Source organism: Acinetobacter sp. AC1-2 (assembly GCF_016124155.1).
GTDB classification, from domain to species: Bacteria; Pseudomonadota; Gammaproteobacteria; order Pseudomonadales; family Moraxellaceae; genus Acinetobacter; species Acinetobacter calcoaceticus.
The window spans coordinates 1-248 of the sequence record NZ_JABFFO010000036.1 but is presented as its reverse complement, the minus strand read 5'-3'; the positions used below and the strand labels follow the sequence as shown (position 1 = coordinate 248).

Genomic DNA, 248 nt, shown 5'->3' with positions numbered 1-248 from the left:
AGGTTACCTGCAATATCTGTGTAAGTATTATCAGCCACAGTAATGCTTGGTGCTGTGCCTGTGCCATCTGGCGTAAACACTGCTGTCCAAGTGATGTTGTCCGTTGTCGTCAACGCACCTAATGTACCACCAACTAAAGTGATATCACTGGCATCAAAGCCTGTAACCGCTTCACTGAACGTGAAGGTGATGTTCGCTGTTTCGCCTGCTGCAAGTTCAAGGTCATCTGTCGTAATCGCAAGCGTTGG

The 248-nt window shown here is 48.0% G+C and carries 1 protein-coding gene; it reads right to left on the bottom strand.

What is annotated here, in order from left to right:
• A partial coding sequence (locus tag HL290_RS18510; RefSeq protein WP_227602340.1) for an Ig-like domain-containing protein occupies positions 1–248 on the bottom strand: 248 nt, incomplete at both ends.